Genomic DNA, 201 nt, shown 5'->3' on the forward strand with positions numbered 1-201 from the left:
TGGCCAAGTGCCGCGATCTCCCGCGCCCAGAAGTGTGAGCTGGGGCAGGCTTCCATGCCGATCAGGCAGGGCTCGATCTTGTCGAGGAAATCGAGCACCGCGCCCCGCCGAAGCTTCTTCTGCAAGACGACAGCGCCACAGGCATCCACCCCGTGAAGCTGAAAGACAGACTTGGCCAAGTCGATCCCGAGTGTTGTAATT

Annotated in this window: 1 pseudogene; it reads right to left on the bottom strand. The window is 60.7% G+C overall.

What is annotated here, in order from left to right:
* Positions 1-200 (bottom strand): annotated as a pseudogene (locus EU800_RS27185) (IS110 family transposase); the annotation flags it as partial.
* Between the last annotated feature and the right edge of the window lies 1 nt (position 201).

Source organism: Tropicimonas sp. IMCC6043, from assembly GCF_004146235.1.
In the GTDB taxonomy this organism is placed as follows: Bacteria; Pseudomonadota; Alphaproteobacteria; order Rhodobacterales; family Rhodobacteraceae; genus Tropicimonas.